Consider the following 23,265-nt stretch of genomic DNA (forward strand, 5'->3'; position numbering starts at 1 on the left):
TTAAATTTGGTTCAATGGGTTAGTAAGCCTTTTATCGCAATTGTTACAAATAAAGTTAAAATTTAAAAACCAACTTCACTATTTTTGTCAAAAATTTATATATGTCATCATTTTATAAACTCACCATAAAAGAAATAAAAAGGGAAACCTCTAAAGCGATAAGCATTAGTTTTAATGTCCCAGAGCACTTAAAAGAAACGTTTGCTTTTAAAGCGGGGCAATATATTACTCTAAAATCGGAGATTGACGGCCATGAAGTACGTCGCGATTATTCACTTTGTTCTTCGCCTAAAAGTGGCGAGGTAAAAGTAGCGGTAAAAGAGGTTAAAGACGGTACCTTTTCGGCCTATGCCAACACCACATTACAAGCCGGTGACACTTTAGAGGTTGCGCCTCCAAAGGGTCGATTTGTTTTTGTGCCCAACGATTCCAAAACCAAAAACATCGCGCTTTTTGCGGCAGGAAGCGGTATTACGCCCATTTTAAGCATTATAAAATGCGCTTTGGAAGAAGAGGTTTATAGCAAGGTTATTTTGGTCTTTGGCAATAAAACCACAAAAGACACCATGTTTTTAAACGAACTTTTAGAGCTCCAGCACCAATACAAAGACCGTTTTTCAATACAATTTGTGTTTAGTCAAGCCGATGAAGATGATGCTATTTTTGGCAGAATTGAAAAAAGCACGGTTAATTATGTGATGAAAAACGAGCATAAACATGTTGTGGTTGATGCCTTTTATCTTTGTGGACCAGAAGCTATGATTCACACGGTAAAAGATGTTTTAACCGAACACCATATTGACAAAGACCGCATTCATTTCGAGCTATTTAAAGCAGCAAAACCTGCCGAAATAGAAGAAGAAGCGGTTACCGCAAGCGGAAAGACAAAAATTACCGTTATTGTTGATGATGAATCGACGACTTTCGAAATGTCTGCCAAACAAAGCGTACTCGAAGCTGCGCTGGATGAAGATTTAGATGCGCCTTATTCTTGCCAAGGCGGTATATGCAGCAGTTGTTTAGCGCGCATAAAAGAAGGTGAAGCCACAATGCGACAAAATAATATTCTAACCGAAAGTGAAGTTGCCGAAGGTTTAATTTTAACCTGTCAAGCGCACCCTACAACGCCAACATTAACTGTTGATTATGATGATGTTTAAGCCCCCTCTGTCCTGCGGACATCTCCCCCGAAGGGTGAGAACTTAAATCGCGGACTTAATTTTGTTAACTATAATTTAAAAGCGCTAGACTTTAGACCGCTTCGCTCTTAGACGTTAGAAAATTTAAAATAGATTCCTTCCCGATAGCTAACGGGATTCGCAGGAATGGCAAATCACATTTAGATGATAGATTTGATTTTTTCAGTAATCTCTTTTGGAGCAATACTTCGTGAGGCTTCTTTGTAATGTTCCGGGTATTTATTCCCGTAAATAGAAGTTGGTATTTTTGGATATTGGTTTCTATCTGCAAGTAATGCATAATCTTCAGGTTGATTAAACGGTGCAAAACCGGCAAACGGATGCGTAACACCCCAAATGGTAACCACCTTTATGCCCAACATAGCGGCGATATGGGCGTTACCCGAATCCATTGAAAGCATCACGTCTAAATTTGAAATGATATCCATTTCGTCATCAAGTGTCAATTTCCCTGAGACATTTACAGTATTGTCAAACTCGGTTTCAAACGTATTCAAAAGTTCGGTTTCATAATTTCCACCGCCAAATAAAATCACTTTATAATCTTTTGAAAGCGTTTCAATCACTTGTTTTATGGCGTCCAAAGGATACATTTTACTTTCGTAGGTTGCAAAAGGAGCAATGCCAATCCTTTTCTTTGAAACATCTCCTAAAATATTTTGGAGTTTTCTATTTAATGCCGCTTTTTCAGGAAATTTAGGGTTTGTTAAATCCAACGGAAAGCCTAAGGTTTCAAAAACATCGGCATAGCGTTGGTGTGTGGTTTTAAGTTGTTTGAATATTTTTCCTTTGGTTAAAAGTCGTTTTTCTTTTCGGTCTTTGTCAATGGAAACAAAACGTTTGCAGTGCAAAAACTTTTTTAAAATCTTACTTCTTAAAACGCTGTGTAAATCCGCAATGGCATAAAAACGATTGTCTTTATTGAGTTGTCGCGCTAATTTATAAAGTCCGAAAACGCCTTTGTGTTCACCTTTAACATCAGCCGGAAAAACAGTAACGTTTTGTAAATCTCTGAAAAAAGGTTTAAAAAATGCTTTTGTTAAAACAGTTATTTTAACTTCGGGATGCTGTTGTTCCAAAGCGCGTAAAACCGGAACGGACATAGCCACATCGCCCATGGCCGATAGACGAATAACCAGGATGTGTTTTAGTTTATTAGACATGAGCTTCAATAGAAAAAGTCTTCGACAAGCTCAGACTGACATAACGATTTTAATTGGCTATGTTGCTCTATTTCTGCGAACGCAACACAGGGTTTAATTCATCGTCATTGTACATCTTCATTTGTTTGTAAACCTTCATGTATTTATCGCCTTTTTCAATATCGCTTAAAAGCGTATCGATAGCCGTTGATAAATCCACACGTTGCTCTAACAATACGTCTAATTTTGTTTGACAAGCTGCTCTGTGTTCCGCGGAAGCGTCATTACGCGTAGCCTCCTCATTCATGTGGTATACTTTTAAAGCTAAAATAGACAACCTATCAATGCCCCAAGCAGGACTTTCGGTGTTAATCGTGGCATCGTCTTTTACGGTAACATCTTTGTATTTTTCAAGAAAATAGCTATCAATGTATTCCACCATATCGGTTCTGTCTTGATTTGATGCATCAATTTTACGCTTTAGTGTCAATGCTGCAACAGGGTCTATCTGTGGGTCGCGAATAATATCTTCGTAATGCCATTGCACAGTATCAATCCAACTTTTTCTGTACAATAAATGTTCGATTAAATGCGAATCTTTGTTGTACGGGTTCTCAAAAGGTTGATCAACCGTATTGATAATGTGGTACTTCTCTATAACTTCCTTAAAAATTTTATTGGCTTTACTTGTAAACATAATGTATTGATTTTAAAGTGTAAATATACTTCTAAATAATTAACTTTACTACCTGAAAACCACAAAAAACACACGATGCATATTCATGATTTATCGCAACAGAACTCTATATTAAATACCTTTATTTCTGAAATGCGAGACGCTAATATTCAAAAAGATAGCATGCGTTTTAGGCGTAACATTGAACGTACAGGCGAGGTTTTAGCTTACGAATTGAGTAAATCTTTAAATTATAAAGCTTCAGAAATTGAAACCCCTTTAGCGAGTAGCACTATGGATTTGTTGGAAAATGATGTTGTTTTGTGCTCTATTTTAAGAGCTGGAGTGCCTTTGCACAATGGGCTGTTAAACTATTTTGATAAAGCTGAAAATGCTTTTATTTCGGCTTACAGACACCACAAAGAAAACCCTGAAAGCTTTGAGATTATTGTGGAATATCTAGCCTGCCCAGATTTGGAAAACAAGACTTTAATTCTTGCCGATCCTATGTTGGCAACGGGTCAGTCCATGATTGCTACCTTTGAGGCCTTAAAGCCTTTTGGCACGCCTAAAGAAGTCCATTTGGTTAGCGTTATTGGCGCTCAAGAAGGTGTAGATTACGTTTCGAAATCCTTTGATGAAAACACCCATTTATGGATTGCGACCATCGATAAAACCTTAAACGCAAAAGGTTATATTGTTCCGGGGCTCGGTGATGCCGGCGATTTGGCTTTTGGCAAAAAACTACAGCAATAAAATTACAAAAGGCACTAAAATTATAGCTGAAAGAAACAACTCTTTAAACCATTTTTCTTGAATGATTTCAATGTAATTGGCAATTATAATCGCTAAGGGTGCAAATAAAAACAAAAACTCACTGCCGTCTTTATTTGGTGCAAAAACTATAATTAAAAACCCAATAAGTACCGCAAAAAGCACCACGTAAAACGAAGGCCTCAACGCTTTCTTTTTCTGCTTTATGTTTTTTATATAGAAAATGGATGCCCACACCCCAAAAGAAAGAAGCATGGTTATTATAATTACATATTGCGCTGAATTGTAATTGTTAAAATTGTAACTCAATTCGGGTAAACTACTGAAAATTCCAAAAAAACTGTCGTCCCAAATTATCGAAACACTAATTGAAATTAAAAAAACGGTTAATAATCCGGTAAAAGGAATCAGCCAATGTTTAATATTGTTATCGGTGTATAGAAGCAATGTGATAATAATAAGCACAAAAAACAATATGGCCCAAAAGTAAAACAGAGCTGCAATGGCAATCCAAAAGGCCGCATCGAATAATTTTTTATTGACGTTTATTTGAGAGCGTAAGCTTATAATTCGTCTATAACCAAGCAGCACAAAAAAGTTAGCGTAAATAATATCCGGATGGCTTACCGTTTGCGGAAGAGCCAACAAAAACAAGCTATACAATACAATTTCGTAATTGCTCTTTTGGGTCAAACTATTTTTGCCAACAATAAAACTAAGGGCCAAAACAGACACGTAACTCACTAAAAACAAAAATGTTTCTTTTATAAAGAAAGTCCCTGTAACAGGTGCTTTTACGTACTTTATGTTAAGTACAATGAAAGCAAAAAGCATAATAAAAAAAACAATAGCAAAATTAATTGGCTTAGATTTTTTAAAAAGGCTTGTAATCATTAACTGTTTTTGTATTTTTGCTATGTAAATATACTAACTAAATTTTCGGTTAGAAAATAATAAAATACACATGAAAGATTTCTTTTACGCTATACAAGATTTATTTGTCGATGTGCTTTTTGCACCCTTCGATGCTTTAAGAGCTTTGGAGCTAGACAATTGGTGGATGGCAAATATTGTATCCTGGATTTTTATCGTAATATGTTTTGTTGCCATGCTTTACTGGATGAAGCAACTTAAAATATTTAATGATAATAATGAAGAAGATAAAAGCATCTCTTCGCATTCGTATTTATAATTTATAAATCGAAACCAATATCTTTACGATAATTCATCTTATCAAAATGTAGTTTTTCTATACTTTGGTAAGATTTTTTTATGGCTTCTTTATAGGTGTTTCCGTATGATGTAATAGCCATAACCCGTCCGCCTGAGGTTACTATTTTACCATTTTCAATAATGGCGCCCGCATGAAAAGGTATGGAATCAGTTATGTTTTCAACACCAGAAATTTCCTTTCCTTTTTCATAAGCTTCCGGATAACCACCAGACACCAACATGATGGTTGTTGCCGCACGTTCGTCAATTTCAATATTTATTTTATCTAATGTTTGATTTGCCATCGCTTGAAGGATTTCAACAAAATCATTCTTTAAACGCGGTAATACCACTTCGGTTTCCGGGTCGCCCATTCTAACATTATACTCAATAACTTTGGGGTCATTACCAACTTTTATCAAACCGATAAACACAAAACCAACATAGGGCAAATGGTCTTTTTTAAATCCTTTAATAGTTGGTTTTACGATGCGCTCTTCAATTTTATTCAGGAATTCATCTGTAGCAAAAGGCACTGGAGACACCGCGCCCATACCGCCTGTATTTAAGCCTGTATCGCCTTCGCCAATGCGCTTGTAATCTTTAGCGGTTGGTAAGATTTTATAGTTTTTGCCATCGGTTAACACAAAACAGCTCAACTCGATGCCGTCTAAAAATTCTTCGATAACCACTTTTGTGCTGGCCGCACCAAACTTAGCATCAACAAGCATGCTTTTTAGTTCGGCTTTTGCTTCGTCCAAATCATTAAGGATAACCACGCCTTTTCCCGCCGCTAATCCGTCGGCTTTTAAAACGTAAGGCGGATTTAAGGTTTCTAAAAACGCATAAGCTTTTTCCACTGAATCTTTTGTAAAACTCTGGTAGGCTGCTGTTGGAATATTATGGCGAAACATAAATTCTTTGGCAAATTCCTTACTGCCCTCCAATTCAGCCGCTTTTTGTTGTGGACCAATAACCGAAACATGTTTTACGCTAGCGTCGTTCAAAAAGAAATCGTGAACACCCTTAACCAAAGGGTCTTCTGGCCCAACAACGACCATATCGATATTTTCATTTAAAACCAAAGTTTTAATGGCTTCAAAATCGGTTACACCAATATTTACATTGGTTGCTATTTTCGCGGTTCCGGAGTTTCCGGGAGCAACAAAAAGATTTTGACATAACGGACTTTGGGCGATTTTCCAAGCAAAAGTGTGTTCTCTTCCGCCAGAACCTAATATTAAAATGTTCATCGTGGTGTGGTTTTTTTTCGAAAACAAAAATAAAACTAATGCTACTAAAACACGACTTTTTTTTATTTACTTTACAAAAATTATCTTTTCTTTTGAAACTATTCGATCTTTCGTTAAAACTAAAAGGCTTCCCCATAAAGGAAGCTAAAAATCATTTAAAATTTATTCAAAATAAAGATGATAATGCCTTTAAAGATTATCTGGAAACCAGAAAACAAGATATTGTATCATATCATTTAAAACACAATTCGTTTTATAAAAACTTTGCAAAAAATGCTAATCCATTGGATTGGAATAGCATTCCCGTGATGACCAAACAGGATTTGCAGCAGCCTTTACCATCGCTTTTATCTGATGGTTTTTCAAAAAACAATATTTATATCGATAAAACCTCCGGCGCTTCGGGAACACCGTTTGTTTTTTCAAAAGACAAGTTTTGCCATGCCTTAACTTGGGCTGTTATTCAAGATAGATTTGGCTGGTATCATATTGATTTCAACACCTCGAAGCAAGCGCGATTTTACGGTATTCCGTTAGATAAAAAAGGATATTACAAAGAAAAATTAAAAGATTTTGTAAGCAACAGAACTCGATTTAATGTGTTCGATTTAAGCGAAGCGGCTTTTTATAAATGGCTATCAACTTTTAAGACAAAACCTATTGAATATATAAATGGCTATACCAACCCCATTGTACAGTTTGCTAAATATTTACAAGGCAAAAATCTGGTATTAAAAAGCGTTTGCGGTTCCATAAAAGTTTGTATTGTAACTTCCGAAATGCTTTTTGATGACGATAAACAACTTATGGAAACCCAATTTGGAGTGCCTGTTGTTAATGAATATGGGGCTTCTGAATTGGATTTAATTGCTTTTGAAAACCCAAAAAACGAATGGCAAGTGAATAGCGAAACCCTTTTTGTAGAGGTTTTAGACGAACAGAATAGCGTGTTGCCATTAGGTGAAGAAGGCCGGTTGGTTATCACGTCACTTTACAATAAGTCGCAACCATTTATTCGTTACGATATTGGCGATATTGGCATACTTTCAAAAGAAAGCACCTTTAAAAAGCCCATTCTTGAAAAACTAGTGGGCAGAACCAATGATATGGCTATTTTACCCAGCGGAAAAAAAGCGGCAGGACTTACTTTTTACTATATTACCAAAAGCATTATTCAGGACGATGGCCATGTAAAAGAGTTTGTAATTGAGCAGCAAAAGCTTGATACGTTTAAAATTTTGTATGTGAGCGATAAGACTCTTTCAAAAGAAAAAGAAGCTATAATTATAACAGAAATGGAGCGTTATCTTGAAAAAGGATTGCATATATTTTTTGAAAAGAAAACGCATTTACAACGCTCAAAAAGTGGTAAGCTCAAACAGTTTTCATCTTTAATACCAAAAAAACAATGAACATTACTATTGTAGCTGGCGCACGCCCAAACTTTATGAAAATTGCACCTATAATTAAAGCTATAAAACAGAAAAAAAAAGAAGGTTTTAATATTAATTACAGATTAGTCCATACCGGTCAGCATTATGATAAAAATTTAAGCGATACTTTTTTTGAGGAACTTAATATTCCTTTTCCAGATACAAATTTAGAGGTGAAAAGCGGCACGCAAGCCCAACAAACCGCGGCCATTATGATTGGTTTTGAAAAGGAATTACAACAAAATCCATGCGATTTGGTGATGGTTGTGGGCGATGTTACATCAACCATGGCCTGTACCATTGTGGCTAAAAAAGCAGGCGTAAAAGTAGCACATGTTGAAGCTGGTATTAGGTCGGGAGACATGAATATGCCCGAAGAAATAAACAGGATTGTAACCGACAGCTTAACTGATTATTTTTTTACAACCTCAACATACGCAAATAACAACTTGAAGCAGTTGGGCGTATTGGAAAAAAATATTTTTTTTGTTGGAAACGTGATGATTGATACTTTACGTAAAAACGAAAACAGGCTGAAACAACCTTCAATTTGGAAAGATTTAAACTTAAAGAAAAAGCATTATTTGGTGATGACGCTTCATAGGCCAAATAATGTCGACGAAGAAATACAGTTAAAAAACCTAATTACACAAATTGCTACCTTAGGAAAAGGTTTTCCTATTGTTTTCCCTGTGCATCCTAGAACAAAAAAGTTACTGCAAGGGCTTAAGCTGAATTTTGAAAACCTGCATTATATTGAACCCTTGGGTTATTTAGAGTTTAATTATTTGGTAAAAAACGCTTTTGGTGTTTTAACAGATTCAGGTGGCATAACCGAAGAAACTACGGTTATGGATGTACCCTGTATAACGCTTAGGAATTCCACCGAACGCCCCGAAACTTGTGAGCTAGGTACAAATGTTTTAGTTGGAAATGATCCCTCAAAAATTAAATCTGCTTTTGAGAATTTGCTTTCTGGTAACTGGAAACAAAGTAAAATTCCAGAACTTTGGGATGGAAAAGCTGCCGAACGAATTGTAAATCATTTGGTTGAAATTTATAGCCTATAAATGAAGAATATTCTAATAATAACCAGCTATTACCCTCCAGAAACCGGTGCGGCATCCAATAGAATTTTTCATTTAGCCGATGGGCTTCAAAAGCGCAACTTTAACGTGTCGGTAATTACGCCTTTGCCCAATTATCCTACCGGGAAAATATTCAACGACTACAAAGGTGAGTTTAAGCATATTTCAACTGAAAAAGGTGTTAAAATTTTTAGATTATGGATTTACGCGAGCAACTCAAAAAACAAGGTGTTGCGATTGTTAGCAATGCTCTCTTACAGTTTTAGTTTAATTTGGTTTTTTATGTGGAATAAAATACCGAAAACCGTCATTATTCAATCTCCGCCTTTGCTAGTTGCCTTTACTAGCGTGTTATTTTTAGGGTCAAAACAACGCAAGATCATTTTGAATGTAAGCGATTTATGGCCTATTGCTGGCTTGGAACTGGGTGCTTTAAAAAAGAATTTTAGCTACAAAATCCTTGAATATATTGAACGATTCAACTATAACAATGCTGATTTGATTCTAGGGCAAAGCGAAGAAATTATTGCACATGTAAAATCTATTTTCCCAAAGAAAGAAACCTTTTTGTATCGAAATTACCCAGATTTTTCGCCTCCTGAAATTATTCAAAAAAAAATATCTAAAGAAAAATTGACCTTGGTATATGCTGGGTTGCTTGGTGTTGCCCAAGGTATTTATAAGCTTATAAAGCATCTAGATTATAGTAATATCGAGTTTCATATTTATGGCAACGGCTCAGAACAAGACAAAATTAAAAGCTTTTTAAACTCTAACCCAAACCTTCCCATTTTTTACCATGGTGAAGTAGCTAGAGATAAGCTTCACAAGGCATTGTTACAATATGATGTAACCATCATTCCGTTACTAAACAGAATTTATGGTTCGATGCCTTCAAAAATATTTGAATATGCGCGATTAGGTTTGCCCATAATTTACTTTGGTGGCGGTGAAGGCGAAACCATTATTAAAGATAACGCGCTAGGTTGTATTGCAAAACCTGGTAATTATAATGATTTGAATAGAATAATTGCAAAGATTAAACCGTTTGAAATAGATTTAGAACTAAAGCAAAAAATAAAGAAAACAGCTCTTAAAAACTTTGACTTTAACACACAGTTAAACCATTTAGTGGCGCATGTTTAATATGCTTTTTCTTCCCCTTTCAAGGCATTTAAAAATGTTTGAACAATAATTTTTATATCTAATAGCAGCGACCAGTTTTCTATATAAAAAATATCATATTTTACCCTGTTTATAATGTCTTTATCCTTTTCTATTTCTCCCCTGAATCCGCTTACTTGCGCTAATCCAGTAATTCCAGGCTTAACAAAATGACGAACCATAAATTTATCAACTTTTTGGGCATACATATTGGTATGGCTAACCATGTGAGGTCGTGGACCAACAACAGACATATCGCCAAATAATACATTAAAAAACTGGGGCAATTCGTCTATACTTGTTTTGCGAATAAATTTTCCAATCTTGGTAATTCGCTGATCGCCTCTAGTGGCTTGATGCAAATGAGCGTTCTTATTTGGCGTCATCGACCTAAATTTATAGCAATCGAACTCCTCATAATTAAAGCCATTCCTAGATTGCTTAAAAAACACAGGCCCTTTAGATTCAAGCTTTATTAAAATGGCTAAAATCGGAGTTAACCACGATAAGACGAAAACAATGATAAACGAAGAAAATAAAATATCGAATAAACGCTTGATAAATTTATTTAAAGATTCCTGTAAAGGTATAGACCGTAAAGATAAAATTGGGATGTAATCATAATATTCGTACTTAAGTTTTTTAGTAAAAATATCTTTGTTGTCAGGAATAAACTTTAACTCCCGCAAGTTATTATCCGCAAAATCGATCAATCTATTTATTTGTTTATTAGAGAGTTCTGCTATTGAAAAGTATATTTCGTCAATATCATTGTCAATAACATAATTAAAACATTCGTGCAGTGAAAACCCTTCTTTATTTGTATTATACTGCTTCATAAACTTGTATCCAAAATCAAGTCTATTATTGAACGTTTTTATTAACTGTCTGGTTTTTTCGTTTTTTCCTATAACGATAACATTTCTGGTATTTCCTCTTAAAACAGATCTATATCTTTTAAGTAAAATAAAAGTCAATATTTTAACCACCGAGATTAACACAAAAACCGTAGCCAAATATTGAGCCAATCCTAATCTGCTTATATTGGGTTGTTTAAATACACCTATGTAAGCATACATAATTACGGCAAAAAAAAGCATCTGTGTTACCAAAAGCGGTATAACCTGAATTATTCTAGTGTGCCTTTGGACTTCATAAAAATGATTTTTAAAAGAAATGATTATCCATAGCATAGACAAATAGCCTACAAAAAGGTAAATGTTTGTTAGGTTTAACTCAAAAAATAAAAGAGTAGAAATAATAATGCTTAAATCTATAAAACCAAATAATGGTTTCATTAAATTTGAATATCTACCACGTTTATAATCCATTGCTACTTATTAATATAACCTTTAAAATCTTTATGCTCGCTTTTAAATAATTCTTCTTTTGATAAAGATTTAAAGTATTCAAAAGTTATTTTCATACCTTCTTCTCTTCCTGTTTTCGGCTCCCATCCCAATAGTTTTTTTGCTAAAGTAATGTCGGGTTGGCGTTGCATGGGGTCGTCTACTGGCAGGTCCTTATAAATCACTTTTTGTGCTGTTCCTGTTAGTTTAATTATTTCTTCGGCAAAATCTTTAATTGCAATTTCATTAGGGTTTCCAATATTAACAGGGTAGGCATAATCACTTAACAGTAACCTGTAAATGCCTTCAACTTGATCATCAACATAACAAAACGAACGGGTTTGCATACCATCGCCAAAAACGGTTAAATCCTCTCCTCTTAAAGCTTGCCCCATAAACGCGGGAATAACTCGTCCGTCATTAAGTCGCATCCTTGGTCCGTAGGTGTTAAATATACGAACAATCCGTGTTTCCAATCCGTGAAATCTATGATATGCCATAGTAATTGATTCTTGGAAGCGCTTTGCTTCATCATATACACCTCGCGGGCCAATGCTGTTTACATTACCATAATAATCTTCGTTTTGCGGATGTACCAAAGGGTCGCCATATACCTCTGATGTTGAGGCAATGAGTATTCGTGCCTTTTTAGCTTTAGCCAATCCTAACAGGTTATGCGTTCCTAAAGACCCCACTTTTAGGGTTTGTATTGGAATTTTTAAATAGTCGATAGGACTAGCCGGAGATGCAAAATGTAGAATGTAATCTAATTCGCCTTCAATTTTGATAAACTGGGTCACATCGTGTTCAACAAACTCAAAGTTTGGATTAGAATCTAAATGCTGTATGTTTTTTTTGTCGCCAGTAATAAAGTTATCCATTCCTATAACTTTATACCTCTCAGAAATAAATCGGTCACATAAATGAGAGCCTAAAAATCCCGCCGCACCTGTTATTAAAACTTTTTTCATGTTATTTAATTTCCGCTACCTATTTTGTAGTAGATAAAACCAATACCCTCAATTATCTCTTTATTTAAAATTCCTCTTCCGTCAAATATAAATGCCGGCTTTGGCATGTTATTATAAATGTTTTCCCAATTATAGTTTTTAAATTCATCCCATTCAGTTAAAATAGCTATGGCATGTGCGTCATTGCAAGCTTGATAGGGATCTTTTTTTACTGTTAACAAGGTTTTGTTTTCTTTTGCTGATCGTGTATTTAAATTAGCTATATCTGCATAGATTCTTTCTTCGGAAACTTTAGGATCATAAACCTCTATTTTAGCTTGCTCATTTAAAAGGTTATCGGCTACTTTTATGGCAGCGGACTCACGGGTATCGTTCGTATCTTTTTTAAACGCCCAACCTAAAAAGGTTATTTTTTTACCGGAAACGGTATTGTATAATGTACTTACAATGTTATCAGAAAAGCGATTTTTCTGGTGGTCGTTCATAATAATGACCTGTTCCCAATAATCTGCCACTTCGTTCAATCCATAACTTTTTGCAATATACACAAGATTTAAAATATCTTTTTGAAAGCATGATCCACCAAAACCAACCGAAGCATTTAAAAATTTAGGCCCAATTCTAGAATCCATTCCAATAGCCTTTGAAACTTCTTTAATATCTGCGCCAGTTTTCTCGCAAATTTCTGACATGGCATTTATTGATGAAACACGCTGCGCTAAAAAGGCGTTAGCAGTGAGTTTTGAAAGCTCTGAAGACCATACGTTTGTTGTTAAAATCTTGTTTTTAGGGACCCATTCGGTATAAATATCTACCAATGCCTTAACGGCTATTTCTCCTTCTTTCGTAGATTCATCTCCCCCAATTAGTACACGGTCCGGGTTTAATAAATCTTGCACCGCAGTACCCTCGGCTAAAAATTCTGGATTAGATAAAATTTGAAATTGAACACCATTACCCACATTATCTAAAATACTTTTTATGGCAGATGCTGTTCTTACGGGAAGTGTAGATTTTTCTACAACAATTTTGTCTTGTTTCGCCACTCTGGCGATTTGTCGGGCACACAATTCAATATATTTTAAATCGGACGCCATCCCTTTTCCTTTACCGTAGGTTTTAGTTGGCGTATTTACCGATATAAATATCATTTCGGCCTCATCTATGGCTTTATCTATTTCTGTAGAAAAGAAAAGGTTTTTGCCTCTGGTTTCTTTCACAATATCGGCTAAACCTAGTTCGAATATGGGTAGCTCATCAAGGTTTTTGGAGTTCCAAGCCGCTATTCTTGCTTCGTTAACATCTACAATGGTAATCTTTATGTTTGGGCATTGTTTGGCTATTACCGCCATGGTTGGGCCACCTACGTAACCTGCGCCTATACAGCAGATGTTATTTATTTTCATCTTAATTAAATAAAAATTTTAATGTTTGTAAATTTTTTTTAATGTGTTTTGTATTTGATAATTATTTGAAAAATCTCCAATAACTGAAATTAATTTTTTGTTTGAACCAGTAAGTGTTTTTATTTCGTTTTTTCTAATGAAATCAGGATTTACATTGACGTTTATTTTATAATTCGCCAAATTTTCCATTGCGCTAATTATATACTTTATATTTACTGCTTTACCACTACAAACATTAATAATATCTGATTTTAAGTTAGAGATTAAAAGCTTTGTGTAACATTCTATAACATAATCGACATCATTAAACTCTCTATAAACATCTATGTTTCCTAAAGAAATATTAGCTTTTTTTTCTTTAAAATGCGATACAATTTTAGGAACTAAAAAATGTGACTCTTGCCCTACACCTGTATAATTAAAAGGTCTAGTTATAATTATGTTCTGACTATTAAAATAAGCTTTTGTCATATTTTCCATAACCAATTTACTGTTCCCATAATGGTTAACGGGTTGCGGGCATAAAGTTTCATCTAATTCACCTTCAATATTACCATAAACAGCAGCACTACTTGCAATTAGAATTTTATTAGGAATATAGTCTAATTTATTTATTGCTTCGAGTAAATTTATAGTGCCAAAAACATTAACATTATAAATGTTTTGTTTGTCTTTAGAAGCAACAAAGGATATAGCTGCCAAATGAATAATATATTCGGGTTTAATCGTCACCAAAATATCACTAATCCGTTCCTCTTTTAAAATATCACAAGGATAGTGATTGGGATTATCTGTTTTTCTAAATGTAGTTCCAAAAACTTCAAATCCTTTTTCCAATAAATGTTTTTCTAGATGAAGTCCTGTAAAACCATTAATACCTGTTATAAATACTTTTTTCTTAGAACGTTCCTCCATTTTGATTTCTTTCAATATCTTTCTTAACCATCATGTCGCAAAGTTCTTGAAGCGTTGTTTTAGGTTTCCAACCTAGTTTATCATTGGCTCTAGAGGCGTCTCCAATTAGCAAATCCACCTCAGCTGGCCTGTAAAACTTTGGATTTACTTTAATTAGTGTTTTACCAGTATTTACATCTAGACCAATTTCATTTTCTTCTTTTCCATTCCATTCAACATCCACATCAATAGCTTTAAAGGCTAATGAAACGAAATCTCTAACAGTTTGCGTTCTATTTGTAGCTAACACAAAAGTTCCTGGTTCGTCAATTTGTAGCATTTTATACATCCCATCAACATACTCTTTAGCATATCCCCAATCTCTTTTAGCATCCAAATTACCCAATTCTAAATGACTTTGTTTTCCTAAATGAATTTTTGCTACTGCATCAGTAATTTTTCTTGTTACGAACTCTTTACCTCTTAATGGAGATTCATGGTTAAATAAAATACCGCTAGTGGCGAATAAACCGTAAGACTCTTGATAATTTAGTGTTGCCCAATGCGCAAATACTTTTGCAACACCGTATGGGCTTCTTGGGTGAAATGGTGTATTCTCATTTTGAGGAATTGCATGGACTTTTCCAAACATTTCAGATGTTGAGGCTTGATAAAATTTAATTTTAGGGTTAATTGTTCTTATAGCTTCAAGTAAATTCATAGCTCCAACCCCTGTAATTTGAGCTGTGGCAATTGGTTGTGTAAAAGAAACACCCACAAAACTCTGTGCGGCCAAATTATAAATTTCATCTGGGTCGATTTCTGAAATTATTCTATACGCACTAGATAAATCAATTAAATCGTACTCTAATAAGGTTAAATTTGGGTGTTGGTCTATGCCCAATTCTTCAATTCTCCAAAAGTTAGTCGAACTTGTCCTTCTATATGTCCCATAAACTTTATAATCCTTGTCAAGTAAAAGTTCAGCTAAATATGCAGCGTCTTGACCTGTAATTCCGGTAATTAATGCTTTTTTCATTTTATTTTATTTCTTTCCAATTATTATATAATCTTTCTACTGTTTCTTTAAATTCATTTTCAAATCTTTTAATGCTAAATCGCTCCGCATTTTTTCTTATAACTTCTTTATTAAACAATGATTCGTTTTTTTCAAAATAATTTAAAGCTTCTAAAAGTGAGTTTACCTTTTGATTGTCAAAAAATACTCCAGTCTCAGTTTCGGAAATCATGCTTTCACTTGGAAACACTCCCTTAATAGTTTCAAGAGCTCCCCCTTTTCCAAAGGCAATTACAGGAACTCCACAAGCCTGAGCCTCAATCGGAGCAATCCCAAAATCTTCTTCAGCTGCAAAGATAAAGGCTCTTGCTCGTTTAATCAATTCTTGCATCTCTTCCTTTTCAACGTATCCTTTTAGATTAATATTTGGGCTTACTAGTTTTTTTATTTTTTTGTAGTCAGGACCATCTCCAACAACAATTAATTTTTTATCCGTCTTAGAAAAAGCCTCCACAATTAAATCAATCTTTTTATAAGGAACCATTCTTGAGCATGTAATATAATAGTCACTAGTTTGTTTAGTTATTGTAAACGATTCTGTATCAACTGGTGGATAAATTACAATAGATTCTTTATTATAAATTTTTTTTATCCTTTTTCCTACATAATTAGAGATTGCTATATAATGATCTGGTCTATTTGCTGTCGAATAATCCCATAGTCTTAATTTAAACAAGAAATATCTAGCAAAGAACCCTTTAATTCCTTTATCTAACTTGGCCTCTTTGATGTATTGTGCGTACAAATCCCATGCATATCTTACAGGAGAATAAACATAAGATATATGTAGTTGATTAGGTCTCGTTAAAACTCCTTTTGCAACGGAAGATGAGGAAGAAATAACTAAGTCATAATCTGTTAAATCTAACTGCTCAATCGCAAGAGGAAAAAATGGTAAATAGCTCCTATATTTTGTTTTTCCAAATGGAAGCTTTTGGATAAAAGAATTTTTTGTCTGTTTACCCTTTAAAATGATATCTCTATGCTTTTGTGATAAATTATCAATTAAAGAAAAATGATCAAAATCACTCCAAATATTCGTAAAACTCTCAACGCACCTTTCTGCTCCGCCATATACGGTGTACCAGTCGTGAATTAATGCTTTTTTCATAAAATGCCTTCTATTTTTTTAACTAACCTATTTGTCGAATCATTCCAACTAAATCGATTAACATTCTTTTCTCCTTTTTTCTTTAATTGATTTCTTCTATTCGAATCAATTAATAGTTTTTTAATCGCGTTTTTAATACTTTCAATAGAATGCGGATCGCAGTATTCTACTGAATCCTCATATACTTCTGGTAATGAAGTTGTGTTAGATACAACACAAACAGTCCCGCAGGCTTGAGCCTCTAATGGAGGAATGCCAAAACCTTCGAACAAAGAGGCATAAATGAATACTTCCGCTCTATTATAAAGTTTAATTAAATCTTCATCACTTAAATAGCCTGTAAAGATAATGTTTCTATTATACTTTTTTTCGTTTAATTCAATATTTGAAAACGTTTTGCTTTTTGATCCCACAATAACGAGTTTATAGTCTGAATTCAATTCATTAAATGCTTTGATAACTCTTTGAAGATTTTTTCTAGGATCGATTGAAGATACGGTTAAAATAAATTTTTCTTTTTTTAAATTCAAATTCTTAAACTTGACTGAAGGTGCTGCATATATAACATAAATATTATCATTGCTAATCTTGTATACTTTATGTATATCTTCTTTAACATAATTGCTGTCTGTAATAATCTTCAAAGAGTTCTTTAAACTTAAGGGTATCAAAAGATTATATGGTTTTTGAAATGAATAAGAAAACCATTCTGGATAATGTTTAAAAGCTAAATCGTATAAAAACATTACTTTCCTTTTATAAAATACCGGTGCTATACCAACAAAATTAATTAACAAGGGGTTTTTATTCTTGTTTAAAAATATTGGTAAACTAATCTGTTCCCAAAGTTGCCCTTTTAAATTACCATAAAAAACAATATCTATATCGTTATCTAATTTATTTATTATTGTGGCTTTTGGAGCAACCAAAACAATTTTTTTATTTCCTATTTTTTTTGGTAACAAATTGCATATTTCAAAAGCATATCTTTGAACGCCTGTCATCTTTTGAGTTAAAAACCTAGCATTAATCACTATCATTGTTTGATATTTAAATTAAAATTTTTTAATAAAGTAGAATAAGCAAATAAACAATTAAACATTACAAATAAAACTATCCCCGTGTTTCTAACTAATATATTTTCAGTTAAAAACGCAATATACATTAAGATTAAAAAATTAAAATACTCATTGTTTTGGGTTACAATTGCAATTTTTAAAAAATATGCAAATGAGAATAAAATTAAAATAAAACCTATTGCTCCGAATGATAAAATATAATCTAGATACTGATTGTGGGTATTGTAATTAGTTTTTTGAAATGCACTAGTATCAAATTTCTTATAACACTCATTTAATTTTTGCTGTAAATCGGCTGGAGCAAAGCCTATAATTGCCGATTCATTAATTAACGACAAGGAGCAATTATAAATGGCCATCCTTAAGTTAAACGAATTATAGTAGTCTCCTTTAGGATAAATGTACTTGGTATTAACAATTTCAATTACTCGTTTTTTAATAGGAGATACGTAAGCTAAAACAGCAAAACCTGAGATTGACAACACTATTATTATAACTAATTTCCTTTTATTTTTGATTTCTTGATAAGCTAATAAAACCCCAACAATCAATATGGCTATAATCACGCCTCTAGAGCTCGCAATAACAATTCCAATTGTTAACATCAAAAACAAAAAAATATTAAGTCTACGATTTTTGAATCTGTTGTAAAAAAGCAATAATAATCCTATTCCTAAAATTAGTGAAAAATATATAGCATGTTCTCCAATAATTGGCGTCAATTCAATAGTCTCTCTAAGTTTTATATTTATAAAATAAGTGTTTTGTTGATTATAAATACTTTTAAGATTAATGAGTATATATAATATTGTAAAAATTACAGAAATAGAACATGATATAATATACGTTTTAATGAAGTTTTTTATTTGCAGATGTGATTTAAAGGGTTTTAAAATAAAAACCGTAAACGGAATTACTAAAAACGATAAATTCTTTTCAATTAGTTTAATGCCGAGTGATAAGTCTTCAGTCCAAATTAAAGCAATCAAATAAAACAAAAAAGGAGTTGTAAATAAAAAAAACAAAAACCATTCCTTTTTGACCATTGTGTTTTTTTCTTGGTTAGTTAATCTAAAAGAAATTATAGAAAAAAAAACGAACAGCATGATTGCTATACTAACCAAAGGTAAAGAGAGTAAAGGAAGTAGAGCTAACAAGTACAAGAATATCTTGCTTGCTTTTAATACGTAGTTAGGGATTTTCATTTACCCGTTTGTTATAGTTAAATGCATAAGGTATAGCTAAATAAACCCAAATGAATAACATTATAAAAGAAGGAAATGCGTTAAAAGAAATCAAAATAGCAATAACTCCTCCAGTTATAAAATCATTTTTATTTTTGATTGCCACAAATAAGGTTTTTACTAAAAAAAACATAAAAAAAACAAACCCAACTACACCATACTCAGACCATACTTCTAAATATACATTGTTTGTTATAGCCCTCTTATTAGTTCTTGCAATATAATTATCAAACCATTTAGATGGGTTTTTTACTACGGTTTCATAATCATTATAATAATCATAATGAAGCGCATAGTTATATGGACCTACACCAATAAATGGGTTATATAAACCTTGTTTAAAAGCAATTCTACCAGTAAGATATCTATCTACTTTAGAAAAGTTATCATTAGTAAGATGACTAACAGGTTGAAATATTTTTCCTTTAACATAACGCTGAAAAAACTCTGTTTTTGCAGAAAAAATAACCGCCATTAAAATTAAAGGGTAAACAATCAAAATTTTGCCTGTGAACATTTTTTTTCTGTAAATATAAACCAATGTTAAACACCCACTTACAATAGAAATCGTGGACATAGTTGTAATAATTGTAAACATTAAAAACCAACCTACTTTTGTTTTACCTCTAAAAAAGGCAATTAATGAAGATAATATTAAAAATAGGCCGAAAAAATTACCTTCTTTAAAAGTGCCACATCTAATTATCCCAAATAAATTTTGGGGATTTGATTCCATCCCAAATACCTTTATATAAGGTAACCCGAGCGCTGAAAAAACAAACAAATACCATGAGTATGAACTTGCAATAACAGCTCCTAAAACCCAAAACTTTAAAATCCTTTTGTTTCTTGAAATAAAATATATACTAATAAAAAAAGCTGTTATATTTAAAATTATATAACAAAACCTTAAAAAACTATCTCCAATAGCACTTATTCTGAATGGTATCTGTTTTAAAGGATAATCATACTGCCAGAAGCTATTTATCATAAATGACAGAAGTGCCCATAATAAGAAAAGAAATATGGCCTTGTTATTTATAATAAAGTGTAAATATTCTTTAGGCACATACCCAATAAAAAAGTATATTCCAATCATTACTATTAGTAATATTTCTGACACTTTTAAAGGGAATCCCACATTCAGTGTAAGAGCTTGCGTAAAAGGCAGGAAAAACAAGAACAAGCAAAAAAATGTAGCAATTTTGACTTTCATTATTGACTTATTAAATATTTTTTTTACTATACAGTGTCAAAGTATTCCACAAATCCAAACATATTAAATTTATTATTCCTTTTTTTTGCAAAATCATCGTTATCTTCAGAAATATTTGAGATAACTTTGATTGTTGATTTCCATGACCTACATATTGGCCCAATCTCCAAGGTTTCAAAGTCATAGTAAAACTGAGCTTTATTGGTGTACTCTTCTAAATCATGACACATAAATATTATTGGTCTATCCAATAACAAAAAATCAAAGAAAACACTTGAATAATCAGTTATTAATACATCAGTAAATTTAAGTAACGGATATGGGTCAGAGTTTGGGTATATTAAAATATTGTTAAATCCTTTTGTAATTCCTTTAAGTAAGTCAAAATCTAAAAAATGAGCTTTAATCACAAATATACTATTCGTTTTTCTACAAAAAGCATCCATTTTTTTCATGTTCAACCCAGAGTCTTTAATTACGTCTATTATTGTTTTATTAAATTGTTTTCTTTGGGTTGGCAACCATGAAATAATGCATTTATATTTACTCCTAAGCTCTAAAAGCATTTTCTTTTCTGGAAAGAAAGTTTCGCTTAATTCAAAGGTTTCTTCAAAACAGAATGTTCTAGGCTGTTGCGATAATACAATATTATCTTCTATCTTATTATTTCTAAATGACTTAGAAAATGGTTCTACATAATTATCCTTTGCTCTTTTAGAGGGTGCCATTAAAACATCGCACTTCATATAATATGCATATGGCAACCATTTGGAAATAAAAAGTTTTACTTTACCAGAAAGATTGTCGTCCATCCAATCCCCTCCATACCCAATTTTTCTTAACGGCATCCCGTGCCATAATTGAACAATTTTTGCTCCTCCAATTAAGGCTCCATTAATATCGTCTAATTGGTGAGACAAATAGGCTTTTGACGCTCTTAAGGCTGTATAAGCGCCTCCAAAAGAATATAAGAATTTTACTGGTAAACCTTTTGAATTTAGTTCTCTAACAACATCTCTGCTCTTTGTTAGCCAAATTAGATTTAAACCACTCTTGTCTCTGTTATAGTACTTTAAGTAAAAATACTTTGAATTGTCTGCAAAATATTTTCCTAATGAAGACCCGATTACAATTAGACCTTTTTTCTTTGGAAAAAAAATAGAAATATAATAAATAGGCAGCCCTATCACTGTTTTTAATATTATCTTTAATCGTCTGAGAGCTGTTTTCATTAAAACATCTAGTTTTTTTTATTACCTAATAAATTTAATTTAAAAAGTTTAATAACACCTACAGATCTTATACTTAAAACAATAACTTGAGTGAAAATTAATAATAATACCATTGAATATATAGTAAGGAAAGAAGCTATAAAAATTAAAATAGTTACATGAATTATACATGCTACAACAACACTATAGTTGGCGTATTTTTCAAAACCAAATGCACCAAGTAATGGGTAACCAATAAAAGTCGCTGGCACAATAATTAATGCTAAAAAGCAAAAATATTTTAACAACATAGCACTTTCTTGGTATCCTTCTCCAAAAACAAAATTAACTATTTCGGAAGAAAAAATTACGGTAATTAAACAAACTAGTAGATTAAAAACCATTGCAGAAATAAATATTTTTTTAAACAGTTTTAAGTCTTTTTTTTTAACCATATATGGGTAAATTGCATCAGATAATGGGCTATAAATTACTGTCATTGCTGTAAACAACCTTTCAGCAACTCCAAAAATTCCTGCATAAAATTCTCCAAGAACTAAACCTACAATAAAATTATTACTTGAGGTATATAGAGCAACCGAAGCCCTAGAGTAAAAGTATTGGGTACTGTTTTTTAATTCTTCTTTTATATCTTTCCATTTAGATAAATAAAAGGAAACTCCAAATTCTTTATAAGCAAAAAATAATGATAATACTCCTGCAAGAACAAACCCAATAGAATACAATAAGGGTACGAATATAAACTCGCTCGAATGTTTTATAAATACAAAAATTAAAAGTGTAAAAAGCGACTTAGAAACTAAATTAACTATGGTAATATATTTCATTTTTTCCATACCTTGAAATAACCATGTTGGCGTTATTGCTTGGCCAACTACTATACCAAAACCCCAAAAATAGGCCAATCGATTCCCTGCTAAAACAGGTATAAGATTGGTTAATATTAATAAAATAGCCAATGATATTATTAGCAAGAATACTTTAATAATTAGGATACTGCTAAAAATAGTGTTAACTTTTAACTTATCATTTCTGTGTAATGAAATATCTTTTGTAGCTGATAAATTAAAACCATAATCACAAATCACATTTAAAAACTGCATAATAGAATAAACCATTACCACAACCCCATAATTAGAAACCCCTAGCACTCTAGTTAAATAGGGCAAAGTTACAAATGGTAGAATAAGGTTAACTCCTTGTAAAGTAGAAAGAGCTAAAAAATTTTTTACTAAAACATGTTTAAATGTTACAAGCTTCATTTTAATAAGTTAAATTTATAGCTCCTGCATGAAAAAACCTACTCTCTTAGCTTCTTTAAAGTTTCGTTTATTAAAGTAGAAGATGTTCCTTTGGTATATGGAAAGTACACAATTTTTACTCCAACGGCCTTAAATTTTTCATCAAGTTCTTTCCATTTTTCACTCTCAAACCAGTCATCGCCAACAAACATGACATCAAACTTTAGGCGTTCCCACATTTTGAATTTGTCCATATCGTTTTGGGGAACAACTGCGTCAACATGTTTAATGTTTCTAACAATTTCCATGCGCTCTTGGTGGCCTATTACGGCTTTTTTGTTTTTATAAGCAACTAACTCATCAGAAGTTACTCCAACAATTAGCTTGTCGCATAATCCTTTAGCATTTTTTATTAAATTTAAATGTCCAATATGAAATAAGTCGTACACCCCAGACGTGTATCCTATCGTTGTTTTTTCGTCTCCTCTTTTGTACATAAGCTA

22 protein-coding genes are annotated in these 23,265 nt (G+C 32.6%); 6 read left to right on the forward strand and 16 right to left on the reverse strand.

Annotation, left to right across the window (positions count from 1 at the left end; all coding sequences use genetic code 11):
• Positions 1–101 precede the first annotated feature (101 nt).
• Positions 102–1,160, forward strand: coding sequence for a ferredoxin--NADP reductase (locus ACN5J7_RS09820; RefSeq protein ID WP_311935945.1), 1,059 nt, complete (start codon positions 102–104; stop codon positions 1,158–1,160).
• Between the two features lie 179 nt (positions 1,161–1,339).
• Here the strand turns inward: ACN5J7_RS09820 and ACN5J7_RS09825 are convergent, their stop codons facing one another.
• Complete coding sequence (locus tag ACN5J7_RS09825) at positions 1,340–2,362, reverse strand: glycosyltransferase family 9 protein (RefSeq protein ID WP_311935947.1); 1,023 nt, start codon at positions 2,360–2,362, stop codon at positions 1,340–1,342.
• A gap of 67 nt (positions 2,363–2,429) precedes the next feature.
• Positions 2,430–3,038, reverse strand: a complete 609-nt coding sequence (locus ACN5J7_RS09830) for a DUF4254 domain-containing protein (protein WP_311935949.1) — start codon at positions 3,036–3,038, stop codon at positions 2,430–2,432.
• Positions 3,039–3,113: 75 nt separating this feature from the next.
• On the opposite strand from ACN5J7_RS09830, the gene upp reads away from it, so the two are divergent.
• On the forward strand, positions 3,114–3,773 hold the full coding sequence (gene upp, locus ACN5J7_RS09835; RefSeq protein ID WP_311935951.1) for a uracil phosphoribosyltransferase: 660 nt from the start codon (positions 3,114–3,116) through the stop codon (positions 3,771–3,773).
• Here the strand turns inward: upp and ACN5J7_RS09840 are convergent.
• Entirely contained in the window at positions 3,762–4,685 is a 924-nt protein-coding gene (locus tag ACN5J7_RS09840) for a DUF6427 family protein (RefSeq protein WP_311935956.1), read from the reverse strand. The genes upp and ACN5J7_RS09840 overlap by 12 nt on opposite strands.
• Before the next feature lie 70 nt (positions 4,686–4,755).
• Here ACN5J7_RS09840 and ACN5J7_RS09845 point away from each other — a divergent pair, with 70 nt between their 5' ends.
• Complete coding sequence (locus ACN5J7_RS09845) at positions 4,756–4,983, forward strand: DUF6341 family protein (RefSeq protein WP_311935958.1); 228 nt, start codon at positions 4,756–4,758, stop codon at positions 4,981–4,983.
• 1 nt (position 4,984) lies between these two features.
• Here the strand turns inward: ACN5J7_RS09845 and purD are convergent, their stop codons facing one another.
• On the reverse strand, positions 4,985–6,256 hold the full coding sequence (purD, locus tag ACN5J7_RS09850) for a phosphoribosylamine--glycine ligase (protein WP_311935961.1): 1,272 nt from the start codon (positions 6,254–6,256) through the stop codon (positions 4,985–4,987).
• 92 nt (positions 6,257–6,348) lie between these two features.
• Between purD and ACN5J7_RS09855 the strand changes: the two genes are divergently transcribed.
• The 3 genes from ACN5J7_RS09855 to ACN5J7_RS09865 are packed head-to-tail and all read left to right on the forward strand — an operon-like array spanning position 6,349 to position 9,923.
• Positions 6,349–7,668 carry a phenylacetate--CoA ligase family protein gene (locus ACN5J7_RS09855; RefSeq protein ID WP_418603758.1) on the forward strand — a complete coding sequence of 440 codons (1,320 nt, stop codon included), beginning with the start codon at positions 6,349–6,351 and terminating at the stop codon, positions 7,666–7,668.
• Positions 7,665–8,759, forward strand: a complete 1,095-nt coding sequence (wecB, locus tag ACN5J7_RS09860) for a non-hydrolyzing UDP-N-acetylglucosamine 2-epimerase (RefSeq protein ID WP_311935967.1) — start codon at positions 7,665–7,667, stop codon at positions 8,757–8,759. The genes ACN5J7_RS09855 and wecB overlap by 4 nt, the downstream gene beginning before the upstream one ends.
• On the forward strand, positions 8,760–9,923 hold the full coding sequence (locus ACN5J7_RS09865; protein ID WP_311935970.1) for a glycosyltransferase family 4 protein: 1,164 nt from the start codon (positions 8,760–8,762) through the stop codon (positions 9,921–9,923).
• Here the strand turns inward: ACN5J7_RS09865 and ACN5J7_RS09870 are convergent.
• The 12 genes from ACN5J7_RS09870 to ACN5J7_RS09925 are packed head-to-tail and all read right to left on the reverse strand — an operon-like array spanning position 9,920 to position 23,259.
• Positions 9,920–11,272 (reverse strand): undecaprenyl-phosphate glucose phosphotransferase, encoded by a 1,353-nt coding sequence (locus tag ACN5J7_RS09870; protein WP_311935973.1) that lies wholly within the window; start codon positions 11,270–11,272, stop codon positions 9,920–9,922. The genes ACN5J7_RS09865 and ACN5J7_RS09870 overlap by 4 nt on opposite strands.
• Before the next feature lie 2 nt (positions 11,273–11,274).
• Complete coding sequence (locus ACN5J7_RS09875; RefSeq protein WP_418603760.1) at positions 11,275–12,261, reverse strand: UDP-glucuronic acid decarboxylase family protein; 987 nt, start codon at positions 12,259–12,261, stop codon at positions 11,275–11,277.
• 5 nt (positions 12,262–12,266) lie between these two features.
• Positions 12,267–13,667, reverse strand: coding sequence for a nucleotide sugar dehydrogenase (locus tag ACN5J7_RS09880; protein ID WP_311935976.1), 1,401 nt, complete (start codon positions 13,665–13,667; stop codon positions 12,267–12,269).
• A gap of 18 nt (positions 13,668–13,685) precedes the next feature.
• Positions 13,686–14,597, reverse strand: a complete 912-nt coding sequence (locus ACN5J7_RS09885; protein ID WP_382301319.1) for a GDP-mannose 4,6-dehydratase — start codon at positions 14,595–14,597, stop codon at positions 13,686–13,688.
• The gene (gmd, locus tag ACN5J7_RS09890; protein WP_311935981.1) at positions 14,566–15,600 is read right to left on the reverse strand and encodes a GDP-mannose 4,6-dehydratase; all 1,035 of its coding nucleotides are present in this window, start codon (positions 15,598–15,600) and stop codon (positions 14,566–14,568) included. The genes ACN5J7_RS09885 and gmd overlap by 32 nt, the downstream gene beginning before the upstream one ends.
• Position 15,601: 1 nt before the next feature.
• Positions 15,602–16,750 (reverse strand): glycosyltransferase, encoded by a 1,149-nt coding sequence (locus ACN5J7_RS09895; RefSeq protein ID WP_311935984.1) that lies wholly within the window; start codon positions 16,748–16,750, stop codon positions 15,602–15,604.
• Positions 16,747–17,790, reverse strand: coding sequence for a glycosyltransferase family 1 protein (locus ACN5J7_RS09900; RefSeq protein WP_311935987.1), 1,044 nt, complete (start codon positions 17,788–17,790; stop codon positions 16,747–16,749). The genes ACN5J7_RS09895 and ACN5J7_RS09900 overlap by 4 nt, the downstream gene beginning before the upstream one ends.
• The gene (locus ACN5J7_RS09905) at positions 17,787–19,034 is read right to left on the reverse strand and encodes an O-antigen ligase family protein (RefSeq protein WP_311935990.1); all 1,248 of its coding nucleotides are present in this window, start codon (positions 19,032–19,034) and stop codon (positions 17,787–17,789) included. The genes ACN5J7_RS09900 and ACN5J7_RS09905 overlap by 4 nt, the downstream gene beginning before the upstream one ends.
• The gene (locus tag ACN5J7_RS09910; RefSeq protein ID WP_418603761.1) at positions 19,021–20,289 is read right to left on the reverse strand and encodes an O-antigen ligase family protein; all 1,269 of its coding nucleotides are present in this window, start codon (positions 20,287–20,289) and stop codon (positions 19,021–19,023) included. The genes ACN5J7_RS09905 and ACN5J7_RS09910 overlap by 14 nt, the downstream gene beginning before the upstream one ends.
• A 26-nt stretch (positions 20,290–20,315) precedes the next feature.
• Entirely contained in the window at positions 20,316–21,521 is a 1,206-nt protein-coding gene (locus ACN5J7_RS09915) for a CDP-glycerol glycerophosphotransferase family protein (RefSeq protein WP_311935995.1), read from the reverse strand.
• Between the two features lie 8 nt (positions 21,522–21,529).
• Entirely contained in the window at positions 21,530–22,783 is a 1,254-nt protein-coding gene (locus tag ACN5J7_RS09920) for an oligosaccharide flippase family protein (protein ID WP_418603762.1), read from the reverse strand.
• A gap of 38 nt (positions 22,784–22,821) precedes the next feature.
• On the reverse strand, positions 22,822–23,259 hold the full coding sequence (locus ACN5J7_RS09925) for an adenylyltransferase/cytidyltransferase family protein (protein ID WP_311936001.1): 438 nt from the start codon (positions 23,257–23,259) through the stop codon (positions 22,822–22,824).
• Positions 23,260–23,265 lie beyond the last annotated feature (6 nt).

The organism is Hwangdonia sp. (assembly GCF_048381975.1).
GTDB lineage: Bacteria > Bacteroidota > Bacteroidia > Flavobacteriales > Flavobacteriaceae > Hwangdonia > Hwangdonia seohaensis.

Bases quoted from the DNA above. Each gene is read 5' to 3' on its own strand.
- upp (WP_311935951.1), top strand. From the start codon at position 3,114: ATGCATATTCATGATTTATCGCAACAGAACTCTATATTAAATACCTTT.
- ACN5J7_RS09925 (WP_311936001.1), bottom strand. From the start codon at position 23,259: ATGTACAAAAGAGGAGACGAAAAAACAACGATAGGATACACGTCTGGG.
- ACN5J7_RS09825 (WP_311935947.1), bottom strand. From the start codon at position 2,362: ATGTCTAATAAACTAAAACACATCCTGGTTATTCGTCTATCGGCCATG.
- ACN5J7_RS09895 (WP_311935984.1), bottom strand. From the start codon at position 16,750: ATGAAAAAAGCATTAATTCACGACTGGTACACCGTATATGGCGGAGCA.
- ACN5J7_RS09875 (WP_418603760.1), bottom strand. From the start codon at position 12,261: ATGAAAAAAGTTTTAATAACAGGTGCGGCGGGATTTTTAGGCTCTCAT.
- ACN5J7_RS09870 (WP_311935973.1), bottom strand. From the start codon at position 11,272: ATGGATTATAAACGTGGTAGATATTCAAATTTAATGAAACCATTATTT.
- ACN5J7_RS09900 (WP_311935987.1), bottom strand. From the start codon at position 17,790: ATGATAGTGATTAATGCTAGGTTTTTAACTCAAAAGATGACAGGCGTT.
- ACN5J7_RS09915 (WP_311935995.1), bottom strand. From the start codon at position 21,521: ATGAAAACAGCTCTCAGACGATTAAAGATAATATTAAAAACAGTGATA.
- wecB (WP_311935967.1), top strand. From the start codon at position 7,665: ATGAACATTACTATTGTAGCTGGCGCACGCCCAAACTTTATGAAAATT.
- ACN5J7_RS09830 (WP_311935949.1), bottom strand. From the start codon at position 3,038: ATGTTTACAAGTAAAGCCAATAAAATTTTTAAGGAAGTTATAGAGAAG.
- purD (WP_311935961.1), bottom strand. From the start codon at position 6,256: ATGAACATTTTAATATTAGGTTCTGGCGGAAGAGAACACACTTTTGCT.
- ACN5J7_RS09880 (WP_311935976.1), bottom strand. From the start codon at position 13,667: ATGAAAATAAATAACATCTGCTGTATAGGCGCAGGTTACGTAGGTGGC.
- ACN5J7_RS09820 (WP_311935945.1), top strand. From the start codon at position 102: ATGTCATCATTTTATAAACTCACCATAAAAGAAATAAAAAGGGAAACC.
- gmd (WP_311935981.1), bottom strand. From the start codon at position 15,600: ATGAAAAAAGCATTAATTACCGGAATTACAGGTCAAGACGCTGCATAT.
- ACN5J7_RS09845 (WP_311935958.1), top strand. From the start codon at position 4,756: ATGAAAGATTTCTTTTACGCTATACAAGATTTATTTGTCGATGTGCTT.
- ACN5J7_RS09840 (WP_311935956.1), bottom strand. From the start codon at position 4,685: ATGATTACAAGCCTTTTTAAAAAATCTAAGCCAATTAATTTTGCTATT.
- ACN5J7_RS09905 (WP_311935990.1), bottom strand. From the start codon at position 19,034: ATGAAAATCCCTAACTACGTATTAAAAGCAAGCAAGATATTCTTGTAC.
- ACN5J7_RS09920 (WP_418603762.1), bottom strand. From the start codon at position 22,783: ATGAAGCTTGTAACATTTAAACATGTTTTAGTAAAAAATTTTTTAGCT.
- ACN5J7_RS09865 (WP_311935970.1), top strand. From the start codon at position 8,760: ATGAAGAATATTCTAATAATAACCAGCTATTACCCTCCAGAAACCGGT.
- ACN5J7_RS09910 (WP_418603761.1), bottom strand. From the start codon at position 20,289: ATGAAAGTCAAAATTGCTACATTTTTTTGCTTGTTCTTGTTTTTCCTG.